The 25,095-nt window shown below is 41.0% G+C and carries 19 protein-coding genes and 2 pseudogenes; 6 read left to right on the forward strand and 15 right to left on the reverse strand.

From position 1 onward, the window contains the following. Positions 1-35 precede the first annotated feature (35 nt). From CD00_RS17240 to CD00_RS0104750, 6 genes and pseudogenes are all read right to left on the reverse strand, one after another. Positions 36-869 carry a PD-(D/E)XK nuclease family transposase gene (locus tag CD00_RS17240; RefSeq protein ID WP_081811835.1) on the reverse strand — a complete coding sequence of 278 codons (834 nt, stop codon included), beginning with the start codon at positions 867-869 and terminating at the stop codon, positions 36-38. 21 nt (positions 870-890) lie between these two features. After that, entirely contained in the window at positions 891-2,759 is a 1,869-nt protein-coding gene (locus CD00_RS0104730) for an ATP-dependent helicase (RefSeq protein WP_207640449.1), read from the reverse strand. A gap of 16 nt (positions 2,760-2,775) precedes the next feature. Next, on the reverse strand, positions 2,776-4,254 hold the full coding sequence (gene gltX, locus CD00_RS0104735) for a glutamate--tRNA ligase (RefSeq protein WP_026654902.1): 1,479 nt from the start codon (positions 4,252-4,254) through the stop codon (positions 2,776-2,778). 164 nt (positions 4,255-4,418) lie between these two features. Next, positions 4,419-4,856: a dUTP diphosphatase gene (locus tag CD00_RS0104740; RefSeq protein WP_026654903.1), complete on the reverse strand. Its 438-nt coding sequence runs from the start codon at positions 4,854-4,856 to the stop codon at positions 4,419-4,421. Between the two features lie 236 nt (positions 4,857-5,092). Further along, positions 5,093-7,706 (reverse strand): annotated as a pseudogene (locus CD00_RS17245) (heavy metal translocating P-type ATPase). A gap of 62 nt (positions 7,707-7,768) precedes the next feature. Continuing rightward, positions 7,769-9,403: a class I adenylate-forming enzyme family protein gene (locus tag CD00_RS0104750; protein WP_026654904.1), complete on the reverse strand. Its 1,635-nt coding sequence runs from the start codon at positions 9,401-9,403 to the stop codon at positions 7,769-7,771. A 271-nt stretch (positions 9,404-9,674) separates the two neighbouring features. Here CD00_RS0104750 and iorA point away from each other — a divergent pair, with 271 nt between their 5' ends. Genes iorA through CD00_RS0104770 form a run of 4 tightly spaced genes read left to right on the forward strand, consistent with a single transcriptional unit; the run spans position 9,675 to position 13,846 of the window. Beyond that, complete coding sequence (iorA, locus tag CD00_RS0104755; protein WP_026654905.1) at positions 9,675-11,432, forward strand: indolepyruvate ferredoxin oxidoreductase subunit alpha; 1,758 nt, start codon at positions 9,675-9,677, stop codon at positions 11,430-11,432. A gap of 2 nt (positions 11,433-11,434) precedes the next feature. Next, on the forward strand, positions 11,435-12,010 hold the full coding sequence (locus CD00_RS0104760) for an indolepyruvate oxidoreductase subunit beta (protein ID WP_026654907.1): 576 nt from the start codon (positions 11,435-11,437) through the stop codon (positions 12,008-12,010). Positions 12,011-12,066: 56 nt separating this feature from the next. Beyond that, a complete protein-coding gene (locus CD00_RS0104765; protein ID WP_026654908.1) occupies positions 12,067-13,368 on the forward strand; it encodes a phenylacetate--CoA ligase family protein in 1,302 nt (433 codons plus the stop codon). Between the two features lie 40 nt (positions 13,369-13,408). Beyond that, positions 13,409-13,846, forward strand: coding sequence for an acetolactate synthase (locus CD00_RS0104770; RefSeq protein ID WP_026654909.1), 438 nt, complete (start codon positions 13,409-13,411; stop codon positions 13,844-13,846). Between the two features lie 54 nt (positions 13,847-13,900). On the opposite strand, the gene CD00_RS0104775 is transcribed toward CD00_RS0104770, so the two are convergent. The 4 genes and pseudogenes from CD00_RS0104775 to CD00_RS17250 all read right to left on the reverse strand — a co-directional run bounded on the left by CD00_RS0104775 (position 13,901) and on the right by CD00_RS17250 (position 17,036). Further along, complete coding sequence (locus CD00_RS0104775; protein ID WP_207640450.1) at positions 13,901-14,845, reverse strand: CPBP family intramembrane glutamic endopeptidase; 945 nt, start codon at positions 14,843-14,845, stop codon at positions 13,901-13,903. 236 nt (positions 14,846-15,081) lie between these two features. Then, positions 15,082-16,029: a phosphatase PAP2 family protein gene (locus CD00_RS0104780; RefSeq protein WP_081811836.1), complete on the reverse strand. Its 948-nt coding sequence runs from the start codon at positions 16,027-16,029 to the stop codon at positions 15,082-15,084. Between the two features lie 76 nt (positions 16,030-16,105). After that, positions 16,106-16,222 (reverse strand): annotated as a pseudogene (locus tag CD00_RS19745) (arsenate reductase family protein); the annotation flags it as partial. Positions 16,223-16,295: 73 nt separating this feature from the next. Continuing rightward, positions 16,296-17,036, reverse strand: a complete 741-nt coding sequence (locus CD00_RS17250; RefSeq protein ID WP_026654912.1) for a carbohydrate-binding module family 20 domain-containing protein — start codon at positions 17,034-17,036, stop codon at positions 16,296-16,298. A 156-nt stretch (positions 17,037-17,192) separates the two neighbouring features. Here CD00_RS17250 and CD00_RS0104795 point away from each other — a divergent pair, with 156 nt between their 5' ends. Then, positions 17,193-18,224: a helix-turn-helix domain-containing protein gene (locus CD00_RS0104795; RefSeq protein ID WP_026654913.1), complete on the forward strand. Its 1,032-nt coding sequence runs from the start codon at positions 17,193-17,195 to the stop codon at positions 18,222-18,224. Between the two features lie 344 nt (positions 18,225-18,568). Here CD00_RS0104795 and CD00_RS0104800 read toward each other — a convergent pair whose 3' ends face one another. Genes CD00_RS0104800 through pnuC form a run of 4 tightly spaced genes read right to left on the reverse strand, consistent with a single transcriptional unit; the run spans position 18,569 to position 21,880 of the window. Beyond that, on the reverse strand, positions 18,569-19,657 hold the full coding sequence (locus CD00_RS0104800) for a DUF6688 domain-containing protein (RefSeq protein ID WP_034461975.1): 1,089 nt from the start codon (positions 19,655-19,657) through the stop codon (positions 18,569-18,571). 25 nt (positions 19,658-19,682) lie between these two features. Next, the gene (locus CD00_RS0104805) at positions 19,683-20,156 is read right to left on the reverse strand and encodes a flavin reductase (RefSeq protein WP_026654916.1); all 474 of its coding nucleotides are present in this window, start codon (positions 20,154-20,156) and stop codon (positions 19,683-19,685) included. A 28-nt stretch (positions 20,157-20,184) separates the two neighbouring features. Continuing rightward, on the reverse strand, positions 20,185-21,192 hold the full coding sequence (locus CD00_RS0104810) for an AAA family ATPase (protein WP_034461976.1): 1,008 nt from the start codon (positions 21,190-21,192) through the stop codon (positions 20,185-20,187). Further along, positions 21,182-21,880 carry a nicotinamide riboside transporter PnuC gene (gene pnuC, locus CD00_RS0104815; RefSeq protein WP_026654918.1) on the reverse strand — a complete coding sequence of 233 codons (699 nt, stop codon included), beginning with the start codon at positions 21,878-21,880 and terminating at the stop codon, positions 21,182-21,184. Before pnuC ends, CD00_RS0104810 begins: the two co-directional genes overlap by 11 nt. 121 nt (positions 21,881-22,001) lie before the next feature. Here pnuC and CD00_RS0104820 point away from each other — a divergent pair, with 121 nt between their 5' ends. Then, entirely contained in the window at positions 22,002-22,868 is an 867-nt protein-coding gene (locus CD00_RS0104820) for a LysR family transcriptional regulator (protein WP_026513337.1), read from the forward strand. A 214-nt stretch (positions 22,869-23,082) separates the two neighbouring features. Here the strand turns inward: CD00_RS0104820 and CD00_RS0104825 are convergent, their stop codons facing one another. Next, complete coding sequence (locus tag CD00_RS0104825) at positions 23,083-25,074, reverse strand: oxidoreductase (protein WP_026654919.1); 1,992 nt, start codon at positions 25,072-25,074, stop codon at positions 23,083-23,085. Between the last annotated feature and the right edge of the window lie 21 nt (positions 25,075-25,095).

The raw sequence follows: 25,095 nt of genomic DNA on the forward strand, positions 1-25,095 counted from the left end.
TACATAATCTGCTGTTTTTTATACCCCAAATATCCTTATTCTTGAAGCAACTTGGCTATAACATCACGTTCTTTTTTATCCGAAACTCCCATATTGTCCAATGTTTCCTCTAATGTCCATTTCATATTCTTCATAAGATTAAGAGTTGTCATTGCCTTATCTTCGATTTTACACTCTTCTGCATATTTCTTCACTGCTTCACACATAATAATACGACCTTTCCTTGTTTCCTTGAAATGATGAACGCTATCAGCCAATTCTTTATAATGCATCTCATTAGAGTTGCTCGAATTAAAATCTTGCATCAATTTCCCGATATCATCATTTCCTCTGTACTTTCCGTTGACATATATAATATGCGAGCCATCATTTAATGGTTCTCCTGTTTCCAAAACAGTTCTATCGGCTCTGTATACAGGCAATCCTTTTCTGAATTTATCATGCTTATAAATAAATATCACATAAGAATCTTTAATTTTATTAAATGCATCTTTTTCCCTAAGCATCCTAGAATCCATCATAGCACTGTGAAATCGGGCCCGTCTGACATGTGCTCCTTCAGAATTTCCTTGTACTTCAATGTCAATCTCTTCCCCATCAATATCAATTGCATGAATATCAAGAGTAATGTCTCTTCCACCGACAAGTGGATTCTTATATTCTTCTTGTCCTTCAACGCTTTTTACTATAATATCACGTTTTAATATAATCCTTAGTACAAGCTCTGTTGCAGGTATATTCTTATCAAACGCCAATGACATCATGTCATCATCAAAAAGTGTAAGATTATCGATAATCCTACTTACTTCATAACTGTTTTGCCGCTTATTTAAATGATTTCCGTCATCTATTTTTTCATTTTTTATCATTTATATTCTCCTTAAATAATATCACTTTTTAGGTTCCTTTTCCCAGAGTTTTCTAATTGGTCGAAGGAACCTCGAAGGAAGCATGGCATTTTCTTTTGTGCCACATACATAAGACATTATCAAAGCCTCTTTAGCTCTGGTCATTCCCACATAGAGCATGCGTCGTTCTTCCTCTTTCCCTGATTCGGATACGGCGCTTCGCGATGGGATTATTCCTTCGTTAAGATCAGGAATCCAAACACATTTATACTCAAGACCTTTTGAGCTATGTAGCGTAATTATATTTACCGTATCTTCTGTTTTACTATGCTTTGAATTTCTTTTATTTTGAACAGCATAATTTTCTTTTTCTTCATCAAAAGACTTTATAAAAGCTTTTGTATCTGCATATTTTTTTGCCATATCTTCAAACAAATCCAATTTCTTTTTACTGTTTGGATAAAGCTTATCTAAACCGATCTCTTTCCTGATAAACCTGACAGACAACGCCGGTCGCATCTTTGATATCATCGAAATCTCATGAAACAGCTTATTTACAACCTTACTTCTGTCCCTGTTTCCTTGATAAAAAGCTAAGACATCTTCTTTCCTGACTATTTCCTTCATAGCGCTTTCTCTTGATATATAGCGAAGAGGCTTGTTCATAATCTTATAAAAGAGCGCCCTCGAGCTTTCGATGCACGCAAAAGAAAGATAACAGACACACAGAATAACTCCCTCATCGTCATAGAGCGCTATATCATCCGTGTTTTCGATGTTGCTCTTTATGCCTTTTTGTTTTAAAAATGACGCAATCGTCTTACACTCCGAATTGGTCCTGCATAAGATACCGATGTCATTTAATTTACTCTGTCCGCTAAGAAACACGCTCATCGCTTCATATTGTTCTTCTTTTGTCCTGTATCTTCTTGCTATGACATATCCGTTTGTTCCTGTTCCGGATACGATTTTCTTCTTAAATCGCATCTTATTTTCAGCTATGACCAAACTCGCATTATCCAAAATAGACTTGCCACACCTGTAATTTACGGAAAGATTTACTATATGAACCTCTCTTTTCATGCGCTTTTCAAACTCCATCATTATTCCGGGTTTTGCGCCTCGAAATCCGTATATTGCCTGATCGTCATCCCCTACAACAAAAAGATTTTGATCCCCGTTCAGGATCGACTCGATATTTTTTTGCTGCATCTCATTGATATCCTGATATTCATCAATAAGGATGTACTTATATCTTTCTTTATAAAGTTGTGCAATTTCTTTTCTGCTCTCAAAAATCTGCGCACATATAAGAGACATATCGTCGAAATCGATTTTCCCAAAGGATTTTAGACTGTTATTATATTTTTCAAATATCACCTTGAAATAATCTTTATACGGAACAGAATCCGAGACGGAATCAAGCGAGAGTCCCGCGTTTTTTATCCTTGAAATCTCAGACGTAATATCTTTTACAATCTCATTTTCATCAAGGATAGAAAGCTTATTCAAATTCTCCCTGCTGTTTTTGAGCGCATTAATGAGAATATCTTTTACCAGCTTGTATTTAAAAAGCTCGTCCGCTATCTCAATTTTGTTGTAGAAGCCGGCCGCTTTACTGTTTTCTCTTAGTATGTTGTAAAAAAGTGAATGGAAGGTTCCGAACGAAACCTCAGGATATGAACTATCCGTGATCTTTAAAAATCTTTGCTGCATCTCAATGGCAGCAACTTTGGTAAACGTTATAACAAGAATCGAAGAAGGAGGAACATCGTATTCTTCGATTAAAAACTTAAGCCTTTGAACTATCACAAAAGTTTTGCCGCTTCCCGGCCCCGCAAGTACCATTGCAGGGCCGTCTTTATGAGTTATTGCTTCCTCTTGAGCGGCATTTACTTTAACGTCAACCAAAGATGGGTAAACGTTATTATTTCTCAAGTAATTCAATTCCTTTTTTAATTCTGCTGATTGTCTCTTCTTTGCCTATGACTTCCATAAGCTCAGTAGCTCCGCAAGGAGTCATCTCTTTTCCCGAAACAGCGATTCTTACAGGCCAGAGAACAAAACCGTTCTTGTACTCATTAGCCTTGATGTAATCGGAAAGAAGTGCGTAAAGAGCATCATTTGTATAATCATCGTGTGCTTCAAGAATGGGAAGTACCTCTTTTAACACCTTAAGTGATGTCTCTTCGTTGGTCTTCATCTTCTTGTGAGTATAGATAGCCGTATCATACTCGGGAAGCTTTGCAAAGAACTTGACCATATCGGCAATGTCAGGCCAGATCTCAATACGAGTCTTTACCATATTTGCAATCTGCTTAAGCTTGGCATCATCAGAAGAAAGTACGCTGTCACCTTCTTCCTTAAGTGCATCTACGATATAACCCTTAGCCATCTTAAAGAACTCATCCTCATCCATCTTCTTAAGATACTCGCCGTTCATCCACTTAAGCTTAGTGTAATCAAATACGGCGGGCGACTTATTGATGCGCTTGTAATCAAACTTCTCGATAAGCTCCTGAAGGCTCATGATCTCATTGTTATCATCGGGAGACCAGCCAAGGAGTGCAACAAAGTTAACAACAGCCTCAGGCAGGAATCCCTGCTCGATAAGATCTTCGAATGAAGAATGTCCGCTTCTCTTTGAAAGCTTCTTGTGCTCCTCGTCAGTGATAAGAGGACAATGTATATACTTGGGAATCTCCCAGCCAAATGCATCATAAAGTCTGTTGTACTTAGGTGATGATGAAATATACTCATTACCTCTTACAACATGAGTGATTCCCATGAGATGATCGTCAACAACGTTAGCAAAATTGTAAGTCGGATATCCGTCAGACTTAATAAGGATCATATCATCGAGCTCTTTGTTATCAACTGTTACATCTCCGTAGAGCTCGTCATGGAAAGTTGTTGTTCCTTCTGTCGGATTGTTCTGTCTTATAACAAAAGGCTTTCCCTCAGCAAGATTCTTCTCGACTTCTTCTTTTGAAAGAGAAAGACAATGCTTGTCATAAACACTGATCTCTTTACCTTCAACAACCTGAACAAGTGAAGCAAGTCTCTCCTGATCGCAGAAGCAATAATATGCTTCGCCTTTTTCTACAAGCTCTTTTGCATAAGTCATGTAGATTCCGGCTTTCTGTCTCTCACTCTGAACGTAAGGGCCTACATCGCCTCCGACATCGGGACCTTCATCGTGAATAAGTCCTGTGTCTTTGAGTGTCTTATAGATAATCTCGGTAGCGCCTTCTACAAAACGCTCCTGATCTGTATCTTCAATTCTTAGAATATAATCGCCGCCCTCATGCTTTGTGATAAGATAAGCATAAAGAGCTGTTCTTAAGTTTCCGACGTGCATACGGCCTGTCGGGCTCGGTGCATATCTTGTACGAATCTTTGCCATTTTTTACCTCGATTATTATTTTATATATGTTTTTACATTCTTGAACATGAAGTTCAAGAATGCATCTTATGTTTTCAAACGATTTATAATTTTAGCATACAATATCTTTTTTTCAATACCAAGCTGCATATTGCTCGCAACATGTTATATCCATGTTTCCGATATCAATTCTTACCTGTGGATCCAAAGCCGCCTCTGTCGGCGCCTTCAAGATGGTCACATTCATCAAATACGATCGCGGGCTGATTCTCCATGATCCTGAACTGACAAATTCTGTCATTGAATCCGATATGTGTATCTCTCATTGCAATTACAGGCATAAACCACTGATCGTTATCCCCGCAGTATGAATGATCGACAACACCCATGTGATTGGTCTGCACAACACCAAAGTTCTTAAATGTAGAACTTCTCGGAACGATATGCGCTTCATAGCCTTCAGGAATCTCCATCGCAACCCCGAGTGGCACAAGATGGAACTCGCCTTCCTTAAGGTCCACATCTTCGGCGCTCCTAAGATCGATCCAATCTGACTTTCCATCGATATATGTAAGCTTTTCAAGCTTATCATTAAAGTATTTTATCTTAATATTTTTTCCCACTTATCTATCATCCTCTCCAATAATTTGTTCAACGAATTTTATTATAATTGATTTATCATGATTATCCAATCTTGAATCATCAAGTTTTGGAAAAGCTAACAATTTTCTCTTGCAATCCAATCTTCTATTTCGCCATTTATTACGACATCTATTATGGCATTTTGCAAGCAAAAAGAGGGTGCAACATCACGTTGCACCCGCACAAACACTACATATTTTACCCATTCAAATATCCATTATTTTATCTCAATAACCTTATAATCTTTCTCTTCAACTGCCTTCTTGAGTATATCATCCGAAACCTCAAGATTAAGTGTTACGACCGCTGTATTTTTCTCGTGACTTACAACCGCTTCGGTAACACCTTCAACAGCTTCAAGAGCCGCCTTAACAGTATTCTCGCAGTGACCGCACATCATACCTTCAATACTAAGTGTCTTTGTCATATTGATTTCCTCCGTTTTTGAAAGTGACGAAACAATTATCTCATTATCAGAATCATCATCCTCATCATCAGTTTTATGTTTTTTAATCTTGTTGTACATCTTCTTATCCTTTGACGCATCACGAATATCAAAGAGATTAAGCCCGAGAGCATTCGTAACAACAAAGAAGCTTGATAAACTCATTGCGGCAGCTCCGAACATAGGACTTAATTTAAGACCGAAAAGTTCGATAAAGCAGCCAGCTGCGATCGGTATACCTATCACGTTGTAAATAAATGCCCAGAAAAGATTCCTGCGTATATTTGCAAGAGTTCCTTTTGACAATCTTATCGCACCGGAAACATCAAGAAGACTGTTTCTCATAAGAACGATATCTGCCGCATCTACAGCAACATCAGTTCCCGCGCCGATGGCAATTCCGACATCTGCAGCCGTAAGTGCCGGAGCGTCGTTAATTCCGTCGCCGACCATAACAACTTTTCCCTGTTTCATGAGTTCATCGGCAATATCTTTTTTGCCACCCGGAAGGACGCCTGCGTAAACCTCGTTGATACCTGCTTTTGCAGCGATTGCTCGCGCAGTATTTTCATTGTCACCCGTCATCATGACAACTCGTATGCCCATATTCTTGAGCTCTTCGATTGCCTGAGCCGAATCATCTTTGATTGTATCCGCAACTGCAATGATTCCAACAAAAATATTATCTTTTGCAAAAAACAGCGGTGTCTTTCCTCTGATGGACAATCCGTATGCTCTCTTTGAAACTTCCTCGGGAATGTTCGCATATTTGGAAATAAAATCAAGATTACCGCATCTGATTACGGCACCTTCAATAGTTCCCTCAAGTCCGTTACCCGAGATCTCGCTGAAATCATCCACGGGAACATCCATATCCGCGCAGAGATTTACAGCATGAGTTGCCACCGCCCTTGCAAGAGGGTGATTGCTTTTTGCCTCAAGTATTCCTGCAAGTCTGACAAACTCAAGCTCAGCGTTAAGATTTTCTTCTGCTGAGTAACCGCTCTCAGTGATCGCTTCAGCCAGAAATACATCGGTAACAACAGGTTCACCCTTTGTGATGGTTCCTGTTTTATCAAGGATCACGATATTACATTTACCTGCATTTTCAAGTGTTGCGGCAGTTTTAAAAAGAATGCCGTTCTTTGCTCCGACACCGTTTCCGACCATTACCGCAACCGGAGTCGCAAGACCAAGTGCACACGGGCAGCTTATTACAAGTACCGCAACTCCTCTGGCAAGCGCATAACCAAAACTTGCTCCCACTATAAGCCATGACATTATTGTAACCAGGGCTATACACATAACTACAGGAACAAAAACGCCGGATACTTTGTCCGCAAGCTTTGCAATAGGAGCTTTCGTTGCGGCCGCATCACTTACCATTGTGATGATCTGTGAAAGAGTTGTATCTTTTCCTACTCTTGTAGCCTTACATTTAAGATAACCGGATGAATTTATTGTTGCAGCAAATACATCTTCTCCGACATTCTTATCAACCGGAATACTTTCTCCCGTAAGAGATGATTCATCAATCGCGCTGCTACCTTCGACAATAACACCGTCGACAGGGATCCTCTCCCCTGCCTTAACAACAAATATATCTTCAACTTTGACCTGCTCGATCGGAACTTCTTTTTCAGCTCCGTTTTCATCTATCACAGTCGCCGTCTTTGATACAAGCTTCATAAGACTCTTAATGGCTGTTGTCGTTTTACCCTTGCTTCTTGCTTCGAGCATCTTACCGACCGTTATAAAAGTAAGTATCATGGCAGCCGACTCAAAATAAAGTTCATCATAGAACAGATTTGTTTTTTCGGGAGCTCCGTTAGCTTTTGAGATCATCATAATAGCCAGCGCAAACGCACTGTACACAAAAGAAGCCGAACTTCCGAGGGCCACAAGAGTGTCCATATTGGGCGACTTATGCATCAGCCCTCTGAATCCGCTTATAAAGAAATTTCTGTTTATGATCATTATGACAATGCATAAGATCATCTGAATTATTCCGATTGCAATAACATTTCCGTCCAAAAACGGCGGAAGCGGGAACCCAAAAATCTTATGTCCCATGGAGAAATATATAAGAACGAGCAGAAATCCGACCGAATAAAGCAGTCTTCGTTTAAGAATAGGAGTTTCTTTGTCTTTAAGCGCCTCTTCCTCCTCGTTTTTTTTGACTCTCTTCATCAAGTAGCGTTGCGCCGTATCCGGCATCCTCAACAGCCTTGATAATGTCTGAGGTAAGAACATTTCCCTCAACCGTCATTGAATTGGTAAGAAGATTAACAGTACACTCCGTAACTCCTTTGAGAGAATTAACTGCTTTCTCCACACGCACCTGGCATGCAGCACAACTCATTCCGGTAATTACATACTTTTCCATAACATTCCCTTTTTCATACTCCGCAATTTCTGTCGGATTTTTCCCCTGACAGCTTGTGAGCATCAAGATTTATTCTGACGTTCAACAAGATGTTCTCCGCAGTATATTTCACGGAGCTTCGGTTTGTCAATTTTTCCCGTAGGATTCCTTAATACGTCGGCAAAAATAATCTTTCTCGGCCTCTTGTATCTCGGAAGATCCATACAGAAACGATCGACATCATCCTCAGTTAAAGTCATTCCCTCTTTTACCTGGATAATGGCAGCTGCGATCTCGCCGAGTCTGTCATCCTGAAGTCCTATAACTGCAGCATCATGTATCTTGTCATTTTTCATTAAGAAACTCTCTATCTGAACCGGATAAAGATTTTCTCCACCTGAAATTATAACATCTTTTTTTCTATCTACAAGAAATATGAATCCATCTTCGTCCTGACGAGCCATATCTCCGGTAAATAACCAGCCGTCTTTTAATATTTCGGCCGTCGCCTCGGGGTTCTTGTAATACTCGACCATTACTCCCGGGCCTTTTACGCAGAGTTCCCCAATTTCGCCCTGATCAACGGTCTTGCCGTTTTCATCGACAATCTTTGTCTTCCAGCCGTATCCGGGAATTCCGATGGCGCCGACTTTCTCAACATTCTCAAGTCCCAGATGCACGCAGCCGGGGCCCGTTGACTCCGAAAGGCCGTAGTTTGTGTCATACTTGTGATGCGGGAAATATTTAAGCCATCTCTTTATGAGACTCGGCGGAATCGGCTGAGCACCGATATGCATAAGTCTCCACTGTTTTAAATGATAGTCTTCTATCTTGAGTTTTCCCGAATCAAGCGCTGCCAGAATATCCTGCGCCCACGGAACAAGAAGCCATACTATCGTACATCTTTCTTCCGAAACGGCTCTGAATATCGATTCAGGTGAATTTCCTTTCAAAAGAACCGCTCTGCTACCTGTATAAAGAGATCCAAACCAGTGCATCTTGGCTCCCGTGTGATACAAAGGAGGAATGCAAAGGAAATTGTCCTCATGTGTAGTTTCGTGATGAATTGCCTCCATCTTGGCAGACTGCATAAGTGCAGTGTGAATATGTAAAATAGCTTTGGGAAATCCGGTTGTTCCCGATGAAAAATAGATTGCCGCATCATCCTTATCCTCAATAAGAACTCTCGGCGCAACCGAAGAACTGTTGGAAACCTGTCTGTAGTAGTCTTCCGCATAAGAAGGACACTGGTCTCCCACAAAGAAAAGAAGTGTCTCCTTCTTTATCTTCTCTGCGATATCCTCAATACGTCCGATAAACTCAGGTCCGTAGAATAAAACATCCGAATCGGATGCGTTAAGACAATAATCAATTTCTTCAGCATCAAATCTGAAATTAAGAGGAACCGCTATTGCTCCCGCTTTTAATATTCCGAAATAAATAGGCAACCATTCAAGGCAGTTCATAAGAAGTATCGCACATTTCTGCCCTTTTTTGATTCCTCTTTCGATGAGCATATTTGCAACTCTGTTTGCTTTCTCATCAAAAACCGACCATGTGATCTGTCTTCTGTAATATGCTGTGGAAGTCGGCTGTATAAGCTCGTATTCTCTCCACGTAACCCTCTGCTCTTCTTTAATCTCCGGATTGATCTCAACAAGAGCAACTTCATCCCCATACAATTTGCTGTTTCGTTCCAATAAATCCGTAATTGGCATAAGAAATCCTCCGCTTTAAAGTGCTAAAGTAAAGTATAAACGTATTCTATTTAAAGGTCAAATATGATATATTAACTTTATCGCGCTAAATTGATTACTGTTCGCTCGCATACTGCTCGCTCCAGTAATGCATTCGCACATTCATTAAAATTCGCTTCGCGAGGAATGTGCTCACTCTTGAATCATATTCTCACGAAATGCGCAGTATATGCGCATTTCTGATTGAACAGTAATTATGAGCCATCTAAAATTCTGTAGGAGGTTTTTTACCATGGATCAAACAAAAAATGGGCAGCTGATGCTGGGCAACAAGGCTGTTGCTCGCGGTCTTTATGAGGCCGGAGTATGCTTTATTTCCAGTTATCCCGGAACACCCAGCACGGAAGTTACCGAAGAAGCTGCCAAATATGATGAAATATATTGCGAATGGGCTCCAAATGAGAAGGTTGCTATGGAATCAGCTTTTGGTGCTTCTCTCGCAGGTCGCAGAGCATTTTGTGCTCAGAAACACGTTGGACTTAACGTTGCTGCAGACCCTCTTTATACAATGTCTTATACCGGAGTAAATGCCGGTCTTGTTATAGTTGTTGCCGATGATGCCGGAATGCATTCTTCCCAGAACGAGCAGGATTCACGTCATCACGCTATCGCAGCTAAGGTTCCTATGCTCGAGCCTTCAGATTCCAAAGAAGCTCTTGAGTACACCAAGCTTGCTTATGAGATTTCCGAGAAGTTTGATACTCCCGTCCTTCTTAAGATGTGCACAAGAGTAGCTCACTCTCAATCTATCGTTGAGACAGGCGAGCGCACTGTTCCCGACAAGCCGTATGAAAAAAATATCGCTAAATACGTTATGATGCCCGGCAATGCCAAAAAGCGTCACCCCATCGTTGAGCAGCGTACTCAGGATCTTATCAAATTTGCCGAAGAAAATCCCATCAACAGAGTTGAAATGGGCGGCACAGAGATCGGTATCATCACATGCTCAACTTCTTATCAGTATGTAAAAGAAGTATTCGGTGACTCCGTAAGCGTTCTCAAGCTTGGAATGACCAATCCTCTTCCCTGCGATCTTATAAAGAACTTTGCTGCAAAAGTTGACAAGCTCTTTGTTGTTGAAGAACTTGATCCTATCATCGAAAATCACGTTAAGACTCTCGGAATCGAAGTTACGGGAAAAGAGCTTCTTCCCGTTATCGATGAGTTCTCACAGAATCTTCTTGCAAAGGCTTTCGGAAAAGATGTAAATGAAGGCTTTACCATCGATGAGCAGATTCCCGCAAGACCACCCGTTATGTGTGCAGGCTGCCCTCACAGAGGACTCTTTTACACTCTTAAAAAGAATAACTGTACGGTTCTTGGTGATATCGGATGTTATACACTCGGCGCGGTTCCGCCTCTCGGAGCAATCGAGATGACACTTTGCATGGGTGCTTCAATCGGTGCCGTTCACGGCTTTAACAAAGTTCGCGGCGCTGAGAGCGAGAAAAAGACTGTTGCCGTTATCGGCGATTCCACATTCATGCACTCAGGTATGACAGGACTTGCAAATGTTGCTTACAACCAGTCAAACTCAACTATCGTCATCGTTGATAACTCAATCACAGGAATGACAGGTCACCAGCAAAATCCTACAACAGGTTACAACATCAAGGGAGATCCTGCAGGCAAGATTGATCTCGAGGCACTTTGCAAAGCTATGGGCTTTGAGCGCGTAAGAGTCGTTGATCCTTACAACTTAAAGCAGTGCGACGAAGTTCTTAAGGAAGAACTTAATGTAGAAGCTCCTTCAGTTATCATCTCGAGAAGACCTTGTGCTCTTCTTAAATATGTAAAGCACAACGCTCCTCTTAAGGTTAATACAGATAAGTGCGTCGGATGTAAGTCATGTATGAAGATCGGATGTCCTGCCATCTCAATGAAGAACGGCAAGGCAACTATTGATAACACATTATGTGTAGGCTGCAATGTATGTTCACAGATGTGCCCTGTCGGTGCATTTGAAAGCACAGCAGAAAGTGAGGCATGATAATGGAAACTAAGAATATTATGATTGTCGGAGTTGGCGGACAGGGCTCTCTTCTTGCCAGCAAATTATTGGGACACCTCCTCCTTTCACAGGGCTACGACGTTAAAGTGTCAGAAGTACACGGAATGTCTCAGAGAGGCGGTAGCGTTGTTACTTACGTAAGATACGGTGATAAGGTTTACTCTCCCGTTATCGATAAGGGCGAAGCTGATTACATTGTTTCTTTCGAGATTCTCGAAGCTGCAAGATGGCTTCCTTTCCTTAAAAAAGACGGACAGATTGTTACGAATACACAGCAGATCGATCCCATGCCTGTAATTACAGGTGCTGCTGAGTATCCCGAAGATCTTGTTTCCAAGTTAAAAGAAACAGGTGCTAAAGTTGATGCTCTCGACTGTCTCTCACTTGCTGAGCAGGCAGGATCTGCAAAAGCCGTTAACATCGTTCTTCTCGGAAGACTCTCACACTACTTTGATCTTCCCGAAGAAGCATGGATGAAGTCACTTGAAGCAAATGTACCTTCCAAGTTCCTTGAAATGAACAAGAAGGCATTTGAGCTTGGAAAAAACATGAAGTGATATTGCTATCATAAGCTTTTTTATCACCTATCTACAAACACACGGAGGAATTATACATGGAGCGATATTATCAAAAGGACATTGAGTGTGCGCCCTATGAGGAAATTCGCAAGATTCAATCAGAAAAACTAGTTAAGCAAGTAAAACACGTATGGGACAATGTTCCTTACTACCGCAAAAAAATGGAAGAAAAAGGTGTTACACCTGATGATATCAAGTCGGTTGACGACCTCCATAAACTTCCTTTTTTATCCAAAAAAGATTTAAGAGACGCTTATCCTTACGGACTTCTCGGAAAACCGTTAAAGGAATGTGTTCGTATCCACTCCACATCCGGAACAACCGGAAAAAGAGTTGTTGCCTACTACACGCAGCATGACATCGACCTCTGGGAAGATTGCTGTGCACGTGCCATCATGGCTGCCGGCGGAACAAATGAAGACGTCGTTCATGTTGCATACGGCTACGGTCTCTTCACAGGCGGAGCCGGAATTCACGGCGGTTCACACAAAGTAGGATCTCTAACTGTTCCCATCAGCTCAGGAAATACAGACAGACAGATCATGTTCATCAACGATCTTGGTGCCACTATCCTCTGCTGTACTCCCAGCTATGCCGCTTACCTCGGTGAGCGTTTCAAAGAGATGGGCTACGGCCCCGATGATATTCCGCTTAAAGCCGGTATCTTCGGTGCAGAAGCCTGGAGTGAAGAAATGCGTGCAGATATCGAGAAGACTCTCGGAATCAAAGCATATGACATCTACGGACTTACAGAGCTCTCAGGTCCCGGTGTTGCATTTGAATGTTCTGCTCAGAACGGAATGCACATCAATGAGGATCACTTCATTGCCGAGATCATCGATCCCGACACAGAAGAAGTTCTTCCCGAAGGTTCACAAGGTGAGCTGGTATTCACAGCCGTAGATAAAGAAGCTTTCCCGATGATCCGCTATCGTACAAGAGACATCTGCAAGCTCACAAGAGAAAAATGCTCTTGCGGAAGAACTCATGTCCGCATGGCTAAGCCTATGGGACGTTCAGATGACATGCTTATCATCCGCGGCGTAAATGTATTCCCGAGCCAGATTGAGACTGTTCTTATGAACAACGGCTATGCAGCAAACTACCAGATTGTCGTAGACAGAGTAAACAACACAGATACTCTCGACGTTCAGGTTGAAATGACTCCCGAAATGTTCACGGATAACGTCGGTGAAGTTGAAGAACGTCAGAAAAAACTTGTTGAAGGCCTTAAGTCCATGCTTGGAATCAAGGCTAAGGTTTCTCTCCTTGCTCCCAAGTCTATCGCAAGAAGCGAAGGAAAAGCTGTTCGTGTAATCGACAAGAGAAAAATCTAATCGTATAATGAAAATATAAGATGCAAAGGGGGATACAGCTATGAGCGTAATGCAGATTTCAGTATTTCTTGAGAATAAACCCGGTACCTTGAAGAAAATGACAAGTGTACTTGCAGCGAACAAGATTGACATGCGCGCTACTTCTCTTGCCGAAACCAAAGACTTCGGTATTGCAAGACTTGTAGTTGACGATGCTCTCGCAGCTGTTAATACTCTTAAAGAAAATAATTTTGTAGCAAGCCTCACTCCGGTTCTTGCCATCGAGATTCCGGATGAGACGGGCGGACTTGATAAACTCCTTTCGGTATTTGACGAAGCCAAAGTCAACATCGAGTACATGTACGCTTTCTCAGGCGGATGCGCCAAGGATCACGCTTACATGATATTCAGAGTTTCAGATACCAAGAATGCCGAAGCAAAACTTGCCGCAAACAAATCTCTCAAGATGCTTACTCAGGAAGATCTTGCACAGATTTGATGTAAAAAATAAAGCTGTGAACCGATGTATTTCATTAGTTCACAGCTTTTATTTTTATGCTACATTCTGTTCATTTCCCTGCTCAGATTCAAGCATATCTTTTTTCCCCTTATAGATTGGCGCAAAAATAAAGATAATGAGTACGCTTGCTCCCAATATAATGAATGGTAAATCCGAAGCCAAAACTGTCTGATTCTGAAACAAATCTGTATCCCCATTAGCAAATAACAAGGCAAAATTATTATTGATATAATGCATCCATGTTACTACCCATATGTTTTTGGTTTTCATGTATGCATATCCAAAAAATATAGCCAAGGCAATACAGTTAATAATCTGATTTACAAAATACATTGGTCCGGAATTAACCGCATAATACATAAAATCCAATCCAATATGCCAAATTCCCCATACAACCCCCAAAATCAAAACACCGCGTCGTAACCCAAACTTTTTTTGCAGAATTGGCTGTAAATAATATCTCCATCCATATTCTTCTCCCAAAAACAATGTAAATGACAAAGGAAAAGTAATAAGAATTGAAAAAGCTATATATGCACTCTGAGGCGAAAATAACACTTTTGCCATTTCACCTACAGCATTTGTTCCATCATTTACAAAGACCTGCTTCAAAGCAGTCCAAATAAAAAGTCTTACAAAATATAAAACAATGAAAACAGCAACTAAAAGTATGCTTTTACCAACCGCATTCCTACTAAGTCCGACATTTTTTCTCTTTTCCTTGCCACATACCCAGAAAAGGACGTAACATACAACACTTGCTATAACAATCACAGTCTGAGCGTATGATGACCAGTTTGTACCCTCTCCTGTCACGGTCTGAATCTTTTTCTGCGTTGTAAATATAGAAGCTAAACTCATAACCAACAAAACTACCATGGTAATAATCATCACAAAAAATCCTGCTTTCGGAACCTTTTTTTCCTTATCTCCAAACAATAAAGTTCCAATTATAACTCCGCATGCAGGAAAAAGCATATGTGCAAGCGGAAAGACTGAAAGATCTTTTCCGGCTTTTAAGCCGATATACATAAAGATACACATTAGAGCTACAGCACCGTACGCAACGGCAATAAAGGTTATAAATCGTTTCTTGTTAGTACTTTCCATTTCAAGTCTCCTTTTTATTTTATTTTTGTACTACATAACAAGCTTCTTTATTACCCTTTCCTTATTGTTACAATTTCCCCATATAACTTTAAATCAAATACAAATCAGTAAATTCCGTCGCCAACTTCTTCGCCACGTTCAGGCACCTCAAGCGAGAAAATTCTAAACTTAAATAACATTGGATATACAGCAAGCGAAACAAAAATAGCGATCATATATCTTCCGCTTCTTACAAGATGAGCAACCATAGTTCCCGAATTTAGGAACTCCTTGCCAAAAGGAATTTTTAAAATCTCATCAAGTGCAAAAAATACTACCGCACCGCCAACAAGTCTTAAAATGCTTGACATTGGATTTCTTGTAGATTCAAAATTTACGAATTTCTTCTCAAAAGGTATTGAAAGCCACAGACCAAAAAGTATACCGTATGCACTAAAAAAATCGCTTGTCTTGCAATAAAAGACTCCGATAGTTCCGATTACTGCAGCTATCGCAAATATGACATTTTGATTCTTTATCTTTTTATACAAAAAAGAAATAACAAAAACCATAGCTAAACCAAGTGTCCATCCGCAGAGCACGTCTGTAGGATAATGACATCCGACTACAACTCTCGAAAAACCTACAAACAGCATCAATATAATTGATAACACCAATTTGAGCCTGTCCTTATTTTTTCCAAAAATAACAATTCCGGGATAGACTGTTGCCGCATTGGTCGAATGTCCGCTTGGAAATGAATACCCTTGCGCATCCACATCCATAAGATCCGCATCAGGCTCTACGGGACGCAGGCATTTTATGCTGCTATGCTCCATATAGGGACGAATCCTGAAAACAATGTTTTTTATCATAGGAAATAAAATTAGTGAAGAACATACAAGTAATCCTATTTTTCGTCCAAATTCTTTATCATAGCACCAATAAACAAAGCCCATGACCGCAACAAGCGCAAACTCCTCTCCAAAAGCAGAAAACTGCGAAATTAGCAAAATAAGCGGTCCCGGAATATTGGCCTGTAGCCACTCCATCAATTGCACTTCCCAACTCATATTATGTCTCCTCCATGTTGTAATTTATGTATTTAGTCAAAAGTCAAAGGCATAACATTAGAACCGTCCCAATGTCATTTATACCCTTTTCTTTCATATCGATAAACTGATACTTGATGCCGCGCTCTTTGAAGAAGCGTTCCGCCTTCTTAGTATCATTGCATTTCTTCGTACCAAAAATCTGTATGTTCATTTTTTTCCTTTCCTGCCTCGCATATATTTCTATACACGAGACAGGAATATAATAGCAATAAAATCTCAGATCATCAATTCCAGTGAATTGTATAATTTCCACCTTCTGAAGGAACCGTGTAGCTGTGATTGTTGCCGGATTCCCAAGTCACATTTCCGCTTTCATCCTTCATTATGGCCTTAAATTCGATATTTTTACCGATAGGAAGCTTTACAGAAAATGTCCACTTCGGATAATCGGGGCATGATGCCGGTCCGGCTGCAAGAGCAGGATCCCAATTTCCAAGTGCTTCGCAGTCTCCTGAAAGATATACACTCTGTCCCCAGTATGTTGTCGCATTCTTCATTTTGTAAATATCGCCGCCCGCCTCTGTGAGGAATCTGTTCCTGTCATGGTTATCGATAAATGTAACCATCTGATTGACATGGTCACCATACATACCGTCCTGATTGAATATAGTCTTTAATGAGATCTCATCAGTGTTATCAAAGTTACGGCCATGTGCAAAATCATTTACGATTGCCTGAAACAGCGGGAAGTCAAGCATTCCGCTCACTCCGTTATCGCCAACCCACTTGCTGACAAAATCAACATCCATGTCAAAATTCTCACCGAATGTAGGTACTCCTATATACTCCTCAAGTTCATGTATTGTCTTCGGAGACATGCACTTTGCGGCATCAACGCGTGCTCCGTCGGCACCTGTATAATCAATCCAAAACCCACGATCGTAGATATCAACGTCTACGACATGGGCCTGCAGGCTGCTGACATGATAATCAGAAAAATAGACAATCCGGCGCTGATGAGACAAAGCTATACCACGCTACCGGTGGTTATTGAATAGCTGTTATTTCCCTGCGGTTAAAAAAATTTCCCGATAATTAACACCTGTTCAATAGTATTTTCTGCGGCGTTCCGATATCATAATCTCAGAACCGGTTACAATAGATTATTGGAGGGCACGAAGATGGATATAGGAAATACTATTAGAAAATATCGAAAAGAACTTGGATTTACGCAGGAAGAAATGGCAACGCGTCTCGGTGTTACTACACCCGCAGTCAACAAATGGGAAAACGGGAATACTCTTCCCGACATAAGCCTGCTTGCCCCGATTGCAAGGCTTCTTAGAATAACCACAGATGAACTCCTTGCGTATAAAGATGAACTGACGGATGACGAGATTAGTTTTTTTGTAAAAGATCTGAGTATGAAGATTTACGGCAACGCGCCTTTTGAAGACATGTTCAATCTTGCAAAAGAAAAAGTCGAGCAATATCCGAACTGTGAAAATCTCAAGTGGAAAGTAGCGATAACGCTCAATTCAGCTCTTATAATGAAGAGCATTCTCAATGAGGATAAGTATTGTGACACAATAGCTCTGTGGTATTCGCAGTTAATCAACGCCAAAGATCCGAAAATAAGAAAGACTGCGGCAGAATCTCTTTTCCACCTTAAAATGAGCAAAAAAGAATATGAGAAAGCACATGAATATCTTAAATACTTCTCTGACGAGAATCCCGATAAGAAGCTTTTCACCGCAAATATTCTCGCCAAAACAGGTAAGGATACCGAAGCTTATAGGACTTATGAGTCGTTGATGTTCGAGCAACTGAGCAGGCTACGGATGATCGTGGATGCTCTGCACGTATTCTGTCTGGAAAAAAATGATATGAAACTTGCGAAGCGTACTTCAGAGCTTAACTGTAACCTTGCGAAATGCTTTGACCTCGGTCCTTATCAGGAAAATGCATTCAAATTGCAGCTTGCCGCTCATGAAAAAGATGTTGATGCAACCGCGAAGATAATGAAAAAACTCATTGATAACACCGATACTATCCTTGATTATGCAAAGTCGGATTTCTTTTCACATGTTGAAACAGGAAATGTAAGCGACGAATTCTATGAAAATTTCAAAGCGAAACTTATAAAAAGATTTGTTGAAGACGAATGTTTTGATTACATGCATGATAATGACTATTGGAAGTCTTTGGCATAATTTTGGCAGAACAGAGAAGCGCATCTCTGTTCTGCTTTTTTAACACTAGCATGTATTTACTTAGTTGTATCTTTAATTCCAAGAAAGACAGCTTAGTAATCCAGATAGCCTCTGTGGCCTCCCCTACGTGGCTCAGATTCAATTGCAAACTTTATACCCGTAAAATCTTTATCATATTCGTTTATTTCTACGGGTACAAATCGATTTCTGGATTCCATGCCCGTAAAGCCGTTCCTACATTCACTTATTTCTACGGGTACAAATCAATTTCCCAGATTTAATGTACGTAAAAAATCAGACACCACTCCCAAATAGGAATGATGTCTGAGAATTATAATTATAATTTATTTTTTGTAACCCGTATATTGAACGGCAATTCTGTTCTCAGGGTGGACATCGGTTGAATACAGGACGATAAGGAATATCCATTCCAGTGGTTTCATTAAAAAGTAGACAATATCCGCTGACCACTTATGTCTGATAAGTTTGGCGACAGGGAAGCCGTATTTGTCATAGAAACCACGTATCAGCCTATGCGCACGGGGCGTTTTTTCTTGCAGGACTTCCTCGAAGGCGTTGGCAATGCAGAGCTGTCTATTTACGATAACTTCGTGTCCATGCCGTATTCCTTTTCGGATTGGCTTAACTATTTTTCTATGTCCTCCTGCGGCAACTGTACATAGATAATGCTCGTCAACATGCAGGTTGGGCGGGCTCTGCTTTGTTGATAATGCCCATTCACTTGTTTCTGTCCAGGCTTTTATGATAGAATCCGGCGCTTGTCCAAACAAAATGAGAATCATAATAAGTATTCCAAGAAGGGGGAACATTAATAAAAATGCCAGTACAGGCCATAGATCTGCCTTTCTCAATATTTTGTCAGCGACACGTAATATTTTGTTTTCCAGTATCTTGTCATTTGTTGTATTCTGTTCTTTCCACTCATGGATTTTTCTCAGTATGGTTCTTGCAGTGATGATGCCGCAACATACAGGCAAAACAATAACAGAATAATCCAGAGGATCGTTATCTATTTTAGCTCCGACTATCTGTATCGTATAAACAATTAACTGGATCATTCCCAGATACATAGCAGAAATCGAAAGCACAACTACTAACGGTGGCATTTTTGTCAGCTCTTTACGCTGAAGCAGAACGTATCCTGCAAAAGCGATTATAAAGATAACTACAACCGTGAAAAGCGAATCTGTATAGATTGGCGCATGTCTTTCTGCATTTACAAGCTGTACATTCCAGTCTTCCCATGTAATCCATTTATACACCCCATATAGGCGAGCATATATAGCTCCGAAAATGAACACCAGTGCATCAATAGCCCAACTTTCATCGAATGGATTCTTTTTTAGCTCACGTATAAATAAAGCTATTTCCCATATTGTAAGAAATATTGGTATGGATAAAAGTAAAATCATAATAAACCTCAACCACTGTACGCGGTTATCTCAAAACATCCACAACTTCCCCAATGTACATATCATGCTCCGCATCCCCGTCATAGAAGCGCTTTGAAATGTCCTGATGCATGTTCTTTGGATCAAGTCTCTGGCAAAAGAGCTTTTTGCAGACCAGAGTTACCTCTGCCTCCTCAAAAGTCATTGAGCCATTAACTTCTTTGGCAGTCAGCCCCGACGAATGCATCTTATCGATTTCTTTTCCTGATTTTGTTCCAAGTACTACAAGTGTATCCTTATACTTCTCAGGGTAGAAGCTGATCGTGAAATATTCGTTATTATCCATGAAATCATGAGTGTAACGGGGTGTCCTTACATAAACTGTAGCAACCGGCTTATTCCATAATGTTCCAAGACCGCCCCAACTAATCGTCATTGTGTTAAAATTGTCCTTTTCCCCCGCTGTAAGAAGTGCCCACTTCTTATCAAACTGACTGAAAATATCTGTTGTAAATTCCATAAACTCTCTCCTTTTGTATGATTTCACATTAATCCGAAAGCAATCTTTCTACTGCTTCAACGGCTTTAATATAGCGCTCTTGGTACGTTCCATTTATAACTATAAAATTCTTGCCGTGAGATGTGATCAGGTCTTTTATCTTATTGCTGTAGGTCTCCCTGTCATCGCGGATGACTTCGCTTCGATCACCGTCTTGAACGAAAGCAACATCCGGCTCCAGGAACAGGATAAGATCATATTCATTGACAGCATCTATCGCATCTGAAAGTGCTTTGTTCCTGTCTATTTCCGGATCGTTCAGAAAACTCATATAAAACTGTGTTACCAGGGTGTCCGTATCTATAAACAAAACTTTATTGCTGTTATTTATGGCGTTGATCTCATTCAACTTGTGCTGCAATAAGATCTCCGTGAAATCCTCCGAGAGCATTAACATGTCGGTTCCGCTTCGCTCTGAGATTTCTCTTCCGGCTTCATCAATATAGTTTGTATTGAATCTGTTTGCCAGGTTAATGGTAAGCGTTGATTTTCCGGTGCTCTCCCCGCCCATGAGGAGAACTTTTTTTACAAAATAAGGCTTTGCAACATTCGGGATCCAATCCCATCGCTTATACGGATTCTTCCTAATCTCTGTAGAGCTTATATCATTCCGCGGGAAAAAATAGATCTCACTTTCCGGATAGCACTTGTTCCAGAAGCTGTTTTCATCATAATCGTCTCCGCAAAAAACGATATCTATCGGCTTTCCGATCTGCTCCTTAACCTTCTTTGCATCGCTGTCCCAGTACTCTTCTGTATAATCAGCTTTTGTGGCAGCATCATCAAACAAAGTTATTATCTTTACATTTCCGATATGTTTTGTGAGCTGATAAAGCCATCTGTAGCGTACTCTGTAATTTATTTCGCCTCTGTTATTTCCTACGCTCAGAACTATATATAATTCACGGCACATGTTTGCAGCCTGTATAATGCAATCCACATGCCCCAAATGAAGCGGATTAAAGCTGCCACCGTACATACCAACGTTATACTGCATTCTTTTTGGCCTCCTTATACCAGCGAATAAACATGATAAAAGCGTTTATAAGATATATGCTCCACATGGCAAGAGTAGAAATAGATTCTCCTCCCTTCATAAAATCCACTGCCCACATAAACACGGTAACAATATCAACGACGATCCACAGGACCCACTGTTCCGTTAATCGTTTAATGGAAAGAACCTGTGCAACAACCGAAACAACCGTGCTCATGCTGTCAACATACGGCAAGTTTCCACCCATTCTTTTCAATATAGAACCATATATCACGATTGATACCGCAGTTATCGCATAGACAACAATACTCTTTGATAAGCTCAGGCGCTCCTTGATGACTTCGCCCGTCTCATCATTCATATACTTTTTCCATGCAATTAAGCCCACAAAATTCATCGGGAGGTAATAAATAAGATTCAGCATTACTTCCCCGTAGTATTTTGCCCACAAAGCAACAGTCGCGTACAAAATCGTATTTACAAGTCCAAAGATAAAAGAAGACCTTTTTCCTTTTCCTGTCAGAATAACACAACAAACGCCTGTGACAGCGGCCCAGAGGCTGACCGGAGAATCCTTCCAGTAAATTGACAATCCCAGGATTACCGCAGTCGCAAAAACAAGCCAAATAACATCAAACGGCTTCCATCCGCTAAGTTCGCTTTTTACAAATTTTTTAATGGCATCCATTTTTTATCTCCTTAATCCCTCAATGAAAAAAAGTGTCTTTTCACTAAAGTATATCACATAAAAATAAACTCTCCGCCGATGCGACTATTGCATATTTTTCCCACCTTGCTATTATTTTTTTATGAACACGAGAAATCTAAAATGTTTTCAAATCATATATGAAGAGCGTAACCTGCAGGTAGCTGCAAATAAACTTTTTCTGTCACCGCAAGGCCTAAGTAAGATCATAAAGAACCTTGAAGAGGAATGCGGCACTCAACTTTTTTCAAGGACTAAAGACGGCTTTGTACCTACGGAGAGCGGAAAGATTTTTTATGAAAAATCCAAGACTATAATTAAAAGCATGAATGAAATGTTCTCGGAGATAAGAGCTGTGAATGACAGGGAGAAGCGCTTCAGGATTGGATTTGCGGCCGGGACACTGCGAGCTGTAGATATTCCTTCGGTGCATTCTTTTATGAAATCGAATCCGGAAATTGTTGCAAGCTGGGATGAACAGGAAAACAAAACTGTCCTGAAGCGTGTGCTGAACGATGAGATAAACTGCGGTCTCGTTGTAGGAAAGCCGCAGGTTCCGGGGCTTTTGTCAGAACTCATCAAATCTGTAGATATCGTCCTGTATGTCCACAAAGACCACAGACTCAGAGGCAAACAGCAGATCAGTATTACGGAGATCAAAGATGAACCTCTTATCTCCATGAACGAGAAATACCACATTTATCACGATTTCATAAACGCCTGCCACATGAATGATTTCAATCCCGAGATTGTTGCAAAGGTTGGCGAAGGGGATTCTATTTACCGTCTTGTAAAAAATGGGATCGGAATCGGCATTGCTCCAAGGTTTTTCAAAGATGATACCGACGTTAAAGCGATTCCTATAACTGATACCTATACTTGGGATGTGTATGGGATTTATCTGGAAAACTCACCTGATGCGGAACTGGCGAAGAGGTTTTTGGAGCAGTGTTCAGATAAGCTTCACTAAGCTTGTTACATGCTCTACAGAACAAAGAGTCGCTCGCGACTCTTTGCGCGCCGATGCGCGCAAGCTTAAGCTTGCATAATTCATCTGCGCATCGGTCGCATCCATAGCGGAGCGTTTTTTGTTTGATAGGATTTTCCTATCAAACAAACAAACGACGAATGACTTAGATAATGAGTCATTCGTCGTTTTTATTTGTGTTTTTGATTTTCTTTTATCAGATATGATTTGCTACTTCAAATGCATCCCAGATACCGTACATAATGTTGGATACCTGTCTTGCATCTCCTAGAAGATAGATCTCATCCACATCGTTCTTGTACCGGTTATAAAGAGTATTTTCGCTCGAATATCCAACGCATAAAACAACGCTGTCTGCGGCAAGTTCCTTAGTGCTGTCTGCAACTTCAGCCTTAAGAACGCCGTTCTTATACTCTGTAACCTTCGCTCCTGTTACAACTTCAATTCCGTTGAAAGGAATAAGCTTCTCAAGCATTTCCTTATTTGCTGAGCATAGAGGTCCGTTAACTGCCAGAATCTTATCAAGAGCTTCAACAATAGTAACCTTCTTACCCTTCATGGCAAGGTCAAGTGCGAGCTCACATCCGACAAGTCCTCCACCAACTACAGCTACGTTATCACCTGTTTCCTTCCGGCCAAGAAGTACCTGCTCTGCAGAATATACCTTCTCGTCATCTCCAAGCGAGAACATCTTCGGACGTGAACCTGTTGCAAGGATAACAGCATCGAACTGCTCGTCGAGAATCTCTTTTTCGGTAGCCTTGGTATTAAGATGAACCTCTACTCCGAGACGTGTCATTTCATCTTCATACCACTTTGCAAGAGCTATATCGTCTTCCTTAAATGAAGGTGCGCCTCCCGGGATAAGATTTCCGCCAAGTCTCTCTGTTGCCTCATAAAGAACAGGTTCGTGACCTCTCTCTGCAAGTACGCGTGCAGCCTCAAGTCCGGCAACACCACCGCCTACTACAAGAACCTTCTTCTTTTTGACAATAGGATTGTACCTGTTTAATCTCTCTTTACCTGCCTGAGGGTTAACGGCACAGTTTATAAGCGAATAGCTCTGAATACGACCCATACAGCCTTCCTGGCAGCTGATGCAAGGACGGATCTGGCTTAAATTATTTCTGCGAATCTTATTTACAATATCAGGATCGGCAAGAGTCGGGCGTCCGAGAGAGATCATGTCGCAAATATTGCTTTCCAGGCACTCAAGAGCTGTATCCGGGTTATCGACACGACCGGCCATGATAACAGGGATATTTACATTTTCTTTTGTAATTCTTGCAAACTCTTTGTAAGGAGCCTTCTCCATATACATCGGGGGATGATTCCACCACCATGCATCATATGTTCCGGCATCAACATCAAGAGCATCATAGCCATATTTCTCGAGAAGCTTTGCGGCCTCGATACCTTCCTCGATATCACGTCCCTTCTCCTCGAATTCTTCTCCGGGAAGTGCGCCTTCACGGAAATCCTTAACCATGCTCTTTAATGAGAATCTTAATGCAACAGGGAAATCCCATCCGCAAGTCTTAGCGATCTCTTCACGGATTTCTTTTGCAAATCTAAGTCTGTTTTCAAGTGATCCGCCATATTCATCTGTACGCTGGTTGAAGAATGAGATAGCGAACTGATCGATAAGATATCCTTCGTGAACAGCGTGGATCTCAACGCCGTCAAATCCTGCACGCTTAGCGTTATATGCGCCTTTTCCGAAACTCTCTACGATTCCGTGAATCTCTTCAACTGTAAGTGGACGGCAAGTTTTATCAAGCCATCTGTGAGGAATTGGTGATGCAGATACAGGCGGAAATTCACCTAAGTTTGTAGGAATTGTAACTCGTCCGAATCCACCGCTCATCTGTAAAAAGATCTTTGATCCGTAAGCATGAACACGCTCTGTCATCTCACGGCTGGTTCTTACGAACTGAACCGGATTGTATGTTGAATTGGGTGTGTTGGGGAAAGAAGGTTTTTCCACCTCTGTATCCGAAAAAGTTACACCCGTAATAATAAGACCGATACCACCCTGAGCACGTCTGGTGTAGTAGTCGATACCTCTGTCATTCCATCCGCCTTCGCAGTCTCCGAGACCAAGCGGTCCCATGGGAGCCATGGCATAGCGGTTTTTGATTTCCAGTTTGCCGATTTTGATCGGCTCAAAAAGCCCTTTGTATTTCATTGAAACCTCCTTATTATCCGG

It is taken from the genome of Butyrivibrio sp. AE3003 (assembly GCF_000686065.1).
Classification (GTDB): domain Bacteria; phylum Bacillota; class Clostridia; order Lachnospirales; family Lachnospiraceae; genus Butyrivibrio; species Butyrivibrio hungatei_A.